This window comes from Anaerolineae bacterium (assembly GCA_016931895.1).
Taxonomy (GTDB): domain Bacteria; phylum Chloroflexota; class Anaerolineae; order 4572-78; family J111; genus JAFGNV01.
Genome location: JAFGDY010000213.1, coordinates 37,162 through 47,797 on the forward strand (window position 1 = coordinate 37,162; position 10,636 = coordinate 47,797).

Genomic DNA, 10,636 nt, shown 5'->3' on the forward strand with positions numbered 1-10,636 from the left:
AACAGGTCGAGGGGAATCACACGGGGAAAAATATGCAACCCGATTTCAAGCAACACTAAAGTGAGCAAGACGCTGAAACATATTTTAGATAAAAAAAGTAATGTCTTCTTCATTCCAATTATTTTTGCAAGAAAAAATCGCGCTGCAATCCTTTTTTACTCACCCAGGTTAATGGTTATTAACTCAACACTATCATCCTCAGAAGCCGGAACCTTAAGCCGTTGGCCCGTATCCAGCCGATATAAACCCGTGACCAGGGTATACTGCCCTGCCGCCATACGGGGCGGAACACGCAACGATACGGGATCGGCGACCATTTCTCCAACCTCCCATAAAGAGGTGGGGAAAAAACCGCCGCCTGTTTGATTGTCTTGTTGCGCTACAATTTCCCCCGTCTCATTTTTTAGATGGACAAACGTCATCCAATCAACCGGCGTGGGGGTCAAGCTTTCCCAATAAAGGGTCAACTGAATTGAGTCATTCTGCCGGTTCATATTGTAACCGTGTAATAAAATTACAGGCGGCTGGCCCAGTTTAACGTTCAATAAATTGTCAGGGGATAATTGACGGCGGTCTATCACCTGAGCCGGTACGCCAACCAGAACTGGCCCTAGGACAATACTTGTTTCCTCACTTTGATGACCATCCACCACCAATGGTAAGGCGGCAAATCCAGCTGCGGTGGGTTGATAAAGGCCCAGCCGCAGCCAGAGCAATCCAGGCCCTGTCTCAGCGCCGACCGGAATTTTAACTTGATCCGTCACAATCTCACCCGGATACCAAAGTTTAATAGGATACTCTTCTTGCAATTGCCTGTCAAGGCCGCCCTGCCTGAACTGCTTTTCATCCAAGAGATGAGTAAAAATAAAATAGTCATCTAGCACCACCCGCAATAATTGCCAATACAGGGTTAGCTCCAAATCCAGGCCTGGTTCGACACGCCGCGCCGGAAGATCATATCCCAACAACACCACCTCATTATTAAAATTAGCCTCAAGCCGATGGCTCATGTTGGGCATTTGAAAATTATGCGTTGGTCCATCATTATTACGGGTTATTGGCTGACTACCGGGCAAACTCAGATTGGTCTTAACCGCCAGGTAAGGAATGTTAGCGCGTAAGTTTATAAAAAAGGGGGGGTGAATTTGATGCCACGTGGCCCGCACTCCCTGGTACGCCGAAAACACCGATACAACTACAGCCACCCCCCACAACGCCGCCACCCATTTGCCGCCCGGTTTATAGAAACGGACCGGAACCACAAAAACCATAAAAAAATATAAGATAGGAATACCCGGGATGAAAAAACGCCCACCATAAGCGTCGCCGCCAAAATTATTGGTGCGAGTCCAAACAAAAAGAAAATGTCCGGTAATGCCCAGCAGGATTAAAGCACTTTTGACCGATAGCAAAGGATTCTTTTTTGTAGCAATGTAAACCAAGCCAATCGTTGCAAAAATTAACAGAGGCGAATAAACAAACAGGCCATGGTCGCCCGCTATATTACGGAAGGTATGTAAGAGAACGTTATCAGGGGCATGTTGGCCGCCAACGGTTATGTCAAAAGGAGAACCGGGATAACCATAGCCTTCTCCGGAAAAATAGGGCAACAGAAGCCCGCCGGTAATCTGGTAATTAAAGATTATCGTGACAATCCCCGGAATTAACGCCGCAACCCCAAAGGGAAAAATTCCCCGCCGATAATAGATCATCACAATCAACAAGAGCGCCAGCGCCAGAAAGACAGAGGTTAAATCTAACATAACCGCCACACCAGCCAAGCATCCCGCGCTCATAAGCTTTAAGTGATTTGGACAAAGGTCAAACAACAAATAAAAACTGATAAACAAAGCCACAGCGGCCGGCAAATGATGGTTGAACACCAGGCTATACGGCCACACCGCCGTGCCGAAACAAAGCAATAGGGTTAACCCAAGCGCCCAGGCATTTGAGGAGAGTTGCCTAAAAACAAGTTTGTAGAATAAGGCAGCCATCAGAGCAGACGGCATGCCCACCAACAACACTGTCAGCCAGTAGTAAACGCAAAAGTCGCCCGGCAGACAGCCGTCAATAGCCAGGGCAGCGCCCAAACCGTAATATATGGCGGCGTACGGAATGGCGCCTATGGCCGCAAACAGGGGGGGTTTGTCGGAATAATAGTGGCCGTCTAACAACACCTTATCGCCGGTTTCGTGACCATAGGGCGAGGCATCAATACGCCAGGTGCCGCGCTCCACCAGCGACTGAATAGCAGCCAGGCGAGTCGACTCATTCCACGACTCGTGGATTGTTTTGGTCTGAACCAGCCACAAGATCAGAATGACCAGAAAAATTATAAGGCTATACCAGCGAGCCGAAAGTTTGATTTTTGTTGCCATACTGCGATCAATCCAGGTTGATTTCTGTTAACAGTAAACTATTATCCATCGCGTCCGGTACGGACAAACGAGTTCCGGTTAACGGGTCATATAACCCTATCACCAGATGATATGTCTCCAGCTCAATCTCCGGCGGCAGATTCAAAGTGAAAGCGTCGGGGATAATCTCTCCAGGGTTCCACAAGGAAGTGGGATATTGACCTGCCGCCGGAGGGCCGTCAACTTGGGCCACCATTTCTCCGACTTCACTCTGCAAATGAACAAAAACGGTGTAATCAATATCCGTTGGGGTGAAGCTCTGCCAATATAACTTTAAGTGGATGGCGGTATCGGTCTGATTTAAATCATAACCCCGCACAGCAATGGTTTCACCTAAATCAACATCCAAAGGATGCTGCGGCGAAATGTCCGGTGCCACCACGCCCGCTGGAGGGCCGCCCACTTTGAGCGGGCCAATGACCACGCTGGTTTCAGCCTGGGATTGACCATCTTGCATTAAAGAGAGTGACTCGCTCTGCCCATCTTCTTGACGATACAGGCCCACTCTGATGGTGTAGACTCCATCAGGTGCATCGGCCTCAACCGGCACGGCAAAACCGTCATCTACTACTTCGCCGGGAACCCAGAGGTAGGTATTGTAAGTTTCGCGGGGTAAACGATCATAGCCACCCCGCCGTTCCAGATTGGCATCAAGCAGTTGCACAAAAATAGTGTAATCTTCACGCATTTGGGTGAAGCCTCGCCAATAGAGCACCAGCGGAATGCCACCGCCAGCCTCCACCCGACGAGTCGGCAGGTCATATCCCAGCAATTCAATTTTGTCGGCAAAATTGGCCTGCACCGGATACATCATGGGGGGCGGGGTAAAGTTCCACCCATTTTGGGCGATATCGAAATTTTCTACCCGTAAGGCCAAATCGCTTTCAACACCATTAATTTGCAGACGATAGTTACCGGAGGGCCAATCATGATCAACCATAAAAATTCGTAAATGCCCTATGTCACCGGCGGGTAACCGGGGCTGCCCATCCGGGCCAATTAAAGACACATTGTCTGATTCCGCCAATGTTACCGGGATGGTTGAGTGATAGCGGTAGGTGAAGGGAGCAGAGGAAAAGGCGTATACTTCTGCTTGCTGCCACAATATGGGTGGGGTTAGTTGAGTGATATTCTCAAGAGTTACACTGGTTAGAGATACCATTTCCCCCTGGCCAGACTCTAGGGGGTTGTTCCAACCTAACAGGCGCAGTTGCACTTTGTAATCATCGGGAGGTAGACCAACCACTGGAATGGGCAGAGTATCGCGTACCAGGTCACCCGGCTGCCAGGCGCGAGTCGGGAAACGCCCGTTGGCCGGATGGCTGAGCCAACGCAATTGGGGTTGGCCCTGATGGTCAACCAGAGTAATTTCGGTGCGATAATCTTCATCGGCCTGGGCCAAACTTTGCCAGAGCAGGTCAATTTGTAAGATTGAGCCGTTAGCAGACAGGTGGGTTTGATAACCAGCCAATAACAAACTGTCACCAAAATTAATGTGGGTTGACTGCTCAACCTGCATTTGCGGACCAGAGGTGGTGCGTACAGGCAAGGGTGGGGGGTAAGCCTGCCACAAATATCCTAAATGCCCAACGCCCCAAACCAGCATCAATCCCCCGGCGGCCAGAGCCACTCGATGACGCCACTGTGGTTTGAACCAGGCCAGCCAACCGGCCATCAACAGAATCGCAATGGCCGGACCCGCCGGAAAAAGCAGGTGACGTCCCTGCGCAGCATCATTCAAGCGACGCGATAGGGCAAAACGAAGCAACGGCAAGGGGAAAAAGGCCAGTATTTGAATGACCAGCGCCAGCCAGAGGATTTTTTCCTCTGCCTGCGCCCGGCGATAGACCCGCCACAAGCCAATCAGGACGACCCCACAACATAGCGCCAATACAATCAGAATAAAGTTATGGGGATACGGCCACCCTGGTTCCGCCCCAAACACGGTAACGCTCCAGAAAGTAACAAAAGTGTTTCTGGCCCAGTCCAAAAAACTGCCCCCGGCTCCCGGCGCTTGGCCCAACTCTGCTACCGATTGGCCGCTGAGCAAAGCCGTGAGGCGGGACGTGGTGGGATTATCGTCTACGGCGGCACCGGGCAGTAGGGGTTTAACCAGACCCATTACCAGCCCCAACGTAGACACTTGATTGAAATGCCACCAGACCCACCCCACCAACCCACCGACAACCACCAACAGTGTCCCGACAAATACCACACCGCGCCGCATGGTGTCGGGCCAGGGCCAGCATTTTTTATAAGCCACCCAACCGCCGGTAATCAGCGCCCCCCCGACAACGGGAATGGCCGTATATTTGGTCACAATCGCCAGCCCTGCCGTAAGACCCAGTCCGGCAAAAAGCAATAACGAGGGATAAGTTGTTTTGACAATACGGATTAACAGCAGTAAATAGAGCGCCAAACAAAAGCCCAGCATTGTATCATCACTAAGCACGGCGTGGGTAAATAAAAAGCGGGGGATGAAGACAAGCAGGGCCGTGCTGCCTGTCGCCAGGATGGAGCGGTTCGGCCAGAGGGTCAAACAGATAAGATAGGTGACAATGAGCGCTCCAGCACCCAGTCCCATAGATACCCACCGGCCCGTTTGCCACACCGCATAAACACCCCGATAGGGCGGCTGTTCATCCTCGGTGCGGATGAGGGTGGCGCGGGGCAAAACAATATCAATCAATTGGCGCGTGGGCGGCTCCCAGGTTACTTTTAGTTCAGGTGGTGGGGTGAGGGAAATAGGCGCAGCAATCAAACCGCCAACAAGATGATAAAACGGCTGCCAATCGGCCTTAACCCCGGCCTCCTGCCGTTCGGCAATGGTGGCCGGTAAACGGTGGTGTTTGGCAATGAAGAGGATGTATTGGTAGTTGATGTATTCGTCGGGGCCTTTGCTAAAGGGAATGGCGTAATTATAGGCCAGGGACAGGATGATATAAATAATCAGTAATAACCCCGCCCCTCCATATTGGCGCAAATAGAGACGATAATTCATTCTAACAAATTCACAATATTCAACGAACAGTCTGGCGATTGGGTTAAGCCTACGATAACATCTTCCGGTACGCCCGGCCAGATGATAATATTCCGAAAGCCCATTTCCACAAAACTTTGGCAGGAACCGGTTTTTAACGCTTCCTGGTAAAGAACTTCTAAGGTGTGATAATGCGCCCACTGTGCTGCGGTATTGCGCGAAATTTCGCCGGTGGCTACGGGCTGGTGGTGGAACATCTGTAAAGACAGCGCCCAGCCATTATGAAATTTTAAGGGGAGATTTATCACCGGACCTGCCACAATTCCCTCAAGTTGAGGCGGGATAACATAAGGTTGTTGATGAGGTACAGGCAGATATATCTCGGAAACTACCCATAAGAAAATAAACAACATCGCCGCGGCTGCCACCAACTGCCCATACTTTTTAAGGATGATATTTTGGAACCACTGCAACCCAAACGCCGCCACAACCATCCAAAAGAACAACCCTATAACCACAAAACGAACCGGAGCACGCCCCACGTCAAATGGGGGAATGAGAGCCAGTAACCCATAAGGCATCAATAGAGCCGTATCAAACGTGAATACTTTTAATACCGGCCCAAGACTTAACACGAAAAAAATTATCGAGATCAAGGCCGAAATCCTGACCAATCTCTGATTTGTTCTAAAAATTGAGACCAACCCAAAAATCAGTAACGGGAAACCAATAAAAATGGCAGAGCCGGCAATACCATAAGTGAAACCTTGCCCGACCATTTTTTTATTGAGCCAAGAAAAAAGGAGGTCATACAAAAATGCGGCCCCTTCAGGGGGAATAAAAAAACCAAGCAGATTTGACGAGTAGAGATATGCTTCTTGAGGATCTGGAGGCAAAACATCTGAGGATGCAAGCCAATTTAAGATAAAGGGGAGGGCGATAAGTATAAAAAGCCCCAACGAGGCCAAGAGCGACTTTAGACCTAGCTCACAAAATTTAGTAAAGAGCTGCTTCCGCCCCCCAGAAGACGCACTCATTACCCCGCCCAAAAATAAAAAACCCATATAAATAAATAAGGCATACTCGGTAAAATACAGTACAGCCGCACTCAACAAACTGGTAATCAGGGCAGTTGATATTTTTGGTTTTTTAAATAGACAGATCACAAAAAAAGCTATGGCTGGAATAAAAAAGCCTGAGATATGATTGAGACCAAGATCGATACTTTTCATATAATAATTACTAAACGTATAGGCTACCGCAGCGATGACAGAAGGCCATTGCGCCAGGCCAAGCTCTCTTAAAACCCAATAACTAAACCAAAGCAATAGCGGAAAAGTTATCAAAACAAGAATTCTACGTGTATAAAGCGGATACAGGCTGTCACCGCCTGATAATTTCTCTACCAAAAAGGTGATCAGGAAGAAACCAGAACTGAGGTTGTATCGAGCCAGATTAGCGCCAACCGGATAATAAATCAAGTTGGTAACGTAAGGATTTTGTCCCTCTTTGATTGCCTCATTAACCACCCACAAGTTCCACAATTGGATCACATAATCTCTATCCCACACCATCACATTGAGAGGAAGAATATGATCGTATAACATAATCAAGATAAAAATAGAACTAAGAAGATATGTTCCCCGTTTACTTTGGGTAATCCACTTGCCCCACCAGGCGGCCCACCTCTTCCAACTGTGGTTTTTCATAAAAAAATTCCAATGACGAATATAAAATTATTCAACAGGATTTATTTTCAAAGCAACAAAAGCCAACCCTAACTGGCGCGAGTCTCCTTTGGGAACGGTGGCGTTTGGTATAAAAAAATGAATTCTATTATTATGTTCCTTGAGCAAACTTCCCTCAAAAGATAATCCATGCGTCTCCGGTGCTGTACCGGCAAAAGTTAGGGAACCAATATCAGCGCCGTTAAGTATTATCTTCACTTCTTGAACGCCCAATGCGCCTGAAATTATTTCCATTACATATTCCCGGTTGGGATCAACAACCTCCAAGGGGTAGACCAAAACTGCTTCAGGGCCATCAGTCCAGCGCCACTCCTGTTCCGCATCGCTAAAACCAGCTTGAAAAAACTCGGAGTCAAAATAATGAACACCCTGGTTATCGCTGGTAAAGGGGTATATTTTCAGAGATACAAAAGCCATTCCTGCCGTCCGCGCCTCTTGATTTTCAGTAATGGCAACATTGGGGATATAAAAATCAACTTTATTGAGACTGTTTTCCTGGAGCAACATCCCTTTAAAAATTAAAGTTTGTGTTTCAGGCACATCACCGGCAAAAGCCTCAAGCTCTAATTCGCCAAGCTTACGGTCATTTAGGGTAACTCCAATCTTTTGCGCTTCTGCAACCCCAGCTAAAATTTCTATAACATACTGCCTGCCGGGAACAATCGTACCACTGGCCAATTTAAAAACAATCCCGGCTGATGTTCCCTGGCTCCAACGCCAGCCGATTTCAGGTTCATACCAATTCCAAAAAACTGCGTCGCTACTTTCATAGGTGATTGTATCACCCAAAGCGTAAGTGTTTAATCTTTTTTGCTGATGCTCAAGACTTCTCTGACGCAGCGACTCTTCAGAGGCCAAAAATTGCGGATATTTCCAATTGAACAGGTATTCAGGATAGCGGTCAATATTGGGATTTTTCAGCCACAGATAGGTATACGGATTGTAAAGCCCCTGGTAGACGTTGATAAAAACTGCCACTACTCCTAGAGTCATATAACCGCCTGCAAAGATAATTTTTACTTTTGCAGATGTTCGCTGTAATATTTCTCGCCAGAGGAGAATGGTCAACAAAATTAAAGCAGGCAGGCCATCAGTCAGGATACGCGGGCCAAAATTATGACCATCCCACCAGTGGGGATACCGAGAAATGAGGATATAATACAGGCCAAACCAGGCCAGACTAAACCAGAACAAATCATTTCTCTTTAAATCGTGGAAAAACCATCCCCCGCCTATCACCATCAAACCAAAGAAAGGCCAAAAAATAAACAGCCCCCGGGCCGGGCTGAAGGCGTTGCCATAAAGAGCCACCCAAAACGTTGACGTTGAGAGTAGTTTGTCGGGTGAAGAGAACGTTGGTAATAACTGTCCATACGTAAGCCAGGACCAACCTAAAAATAGGAGAAAGGGGATTAACGAAGCAATCACCAATTTCAAAAAAATTGCCCGATGTCTGGCAAAAATATAAACAAAAACCATGAGAATAAAGGGCGCCGCAGTTGGTCGCGACCAGAAGGCCAAAAAAAGAAACAAACCTAACCAATAAGAATTAATCCTTTTAGCCTGACCGGTGTCGTACCGGGCAATGAGTAACAGACTGAGGGTAATAAAGATAACGGCAAAATTCATCGAGGAGAGCGCCATACCCAACGAGCTTACCAAATTTGTCCCCAGCACCGAGACAAGCGCTATGACCAGGCTGGATAATGGATCAAGGTAACATCGGCCAAGAGCATATAAAATCAGGAATATCAGCACACAAGATACAGCCGCCATCAATTTAAGAAGTTCATACTCCTGCTCCTGAACAGTCATATCTTGCCTCATAAAGTTTGCCCCCCAAACAATCGGCGTTGAAAGAACAGAAGGAGCTAATGGCAGAAAATAATAATAATGCCCATTTACCTTTTCAATACGGTAATCATGGTCAAAGTGGCGATTCCCATCTATTTTGTTTTTATACGCATCCAGTTGAATGGTCTGATGCTCAAGAATAGCCTGAGATACCAAAAGCGAGTAGGTAAAATCACCGTTTTTGGTTTCAACAGTGGCCAAATAGGTTAAACCAAAAATCAAGAGACTACAGATAATCAACAATAACCTGTGGTGTTTTTTCAAGAAGACAATCATGGTAATAAATTCTCAGATTCAAAAAGGGTCAGGTGAATGGCATTATCTAAAGATGCAGGAATATGCAGGCGCTCTCCGGTGTTAAAATCGTACATGCCTACTAATAGAGCGTAATTACCGGCTGAGACACTATCCGATATGGGCAAAACAATTTCATCTTTGATGATTTCACCCGCATCCCACAGCGAGGTTGGATAAGCCCCGCCCGCCGGGGGGCTATCTTTTTGGGCCACAACTTGGCCCTGTTCATTTTGTAAATGCAAAAATGTTGTATAATCTTTTTCGGTGGGGGCCAGGCTTTCCCAATACAGCGTTAGTTTGAGTGCTTGCGTCTCAGGAGAAGCCGCCAGGTCATACCCTTTTAATTTTATCACCTCGCCTAAACGGTCGTCACGAGGATATTGAGGGTCCGCGTTAAGGGCCAACACATCTGCCGGGGCGGAACCAATTTTGATTGGCCCTAACGTAACATACGTTACATCTGAAACCTGCCCATCATTAATCAGCGACAACGGCACCCAAGCATCTTCCCCCATTGGCAAAAAAAGGCCCACCCGCAAGGTGTAGATCCCCTCCGGCACATCCGACGCAATGGGAATGGTGTACCCATCGCTCACAAACTCGCCAGGGACCCACATGATGGCGCCACCATAATATGGCGGAAGAACATGGTCAAAACTGGCCCATAATTGGTTACCCATATCATACAAATGATTAAATACCTTGGGGCTAGCATTGACAATTTGCAAACTCTGCCAATGCACAAAAACCGATAGGTTTTCGCCCGGTTCGACTCGCGTATCAGGCAGGTCGTAGCCCGCCAGTTTGATGTAGTGGTAAAAATTGGCGTCAAGCTGGTGGGCCATCAAGGGCAGCGTAAATTGTCGCTGCCCATTCTTTACCGAAATAAAAGGTGCGGACAGACTCTGGCCAAGCACTTCATCTCCCTGGACAATTTCTGCCTTTAACCGATACAGGCCGGCAGGCCAATAAGCTTCAACCATAAAGAGTTTTAAATTCCCCTCAGGTGTCAGTGACTCAAACGTCCGCCCATCAGGGCCTACTAACTTAATCAGCAATCGCTGGTTGGGCTGAAGGGTGTCACTGGCCTCCCACACAATAGAGATGGTCGCTCGATGATGATACTCTGGACGGCTAAAACTAAAAAAATCAAAAGGCCATAATTGATAACCCACCTTAACCAGGCCGTTTTTAGTATCAATGGACAGTTGTTTAAAATCTGGGGCATGCCTTGAACCATCTTTAATTGTGATCGGCTCAGAAAAAAGAGGCCCGGCCACCTGGAGCAAGGGTTGTTGATAGGCTTCCAGGAGATAAGCTTGTAGAGTATAAGAACCGGC

General features: G+C 47.7%; 5 protein-coding genes. All 5 read right to left on the bottom strand.

All coding sequences use genetic code 11. The annotated features are described in order from the left end of the window. Nucleotides 1-155: 155 nt before the first annotated feature. Nucleotides 156-2,378 carry a hypothetical protein gene (locus tag JW953_15920; GenBank protein ID MBN1994186.1) on the bottom strand — a complete coding sequence of 741 codons (2,223 nt, stop codon included), beginning with the start codon at nucleotides 2,376-2,378 and terminating at the stop codon, nucleotides 156-158. A gap of 7 nt (nucleotides 2,379-2,385) precedes the next feature. Beyond that, entirely contained in the window at nucleotides 2,386-5,418 is a 3,033-nt protein-coding gene (locus JW953_15925) for a hypothetical protein (GenBank protein ID MBN1994187.1), read from the bottom strand. Further along, nucleotides 5,415-7,106 carry a hypothetical protein gene (locus JW953_15930; protein MBN1994188.1) on the bottom strand — a complete coding sequence of 564 codons (1,692 nt, stop codon included), beginning with the start codon at nucleotides 7,104-7,106 and terminating at the stop codon, nucleotides 5,415-5,417. Before JW953_15930 ends, JW953_15925 begins: the two co-directional genes overlap by 4 nt. Before the next feature lie 27 nt (nucleotides 7,107-7,133). After that, the gene (locus tag JW953_15935; protein ID MBN1994189.1) at nucleotides 7,134-9,275 is read right to left on the bottom strand and encodes a hypothetical protein; all 2,142 of its coding nucleotides are present in this window, start codon (nucleotides 9,273-9,275) and stop codon (nucleotides 7,134-7,136) included. Then, on the bottom strand, nucleotides 9,272-10,636 hold a 1,365-nt coding region (locus JW953_15940), incomplete at its 5' end, for a hypothetical protein (GenBank protein MBN1994190.1). The genes JW953_15940 and JW953_15935, both read right to left, overlap by 4 nt.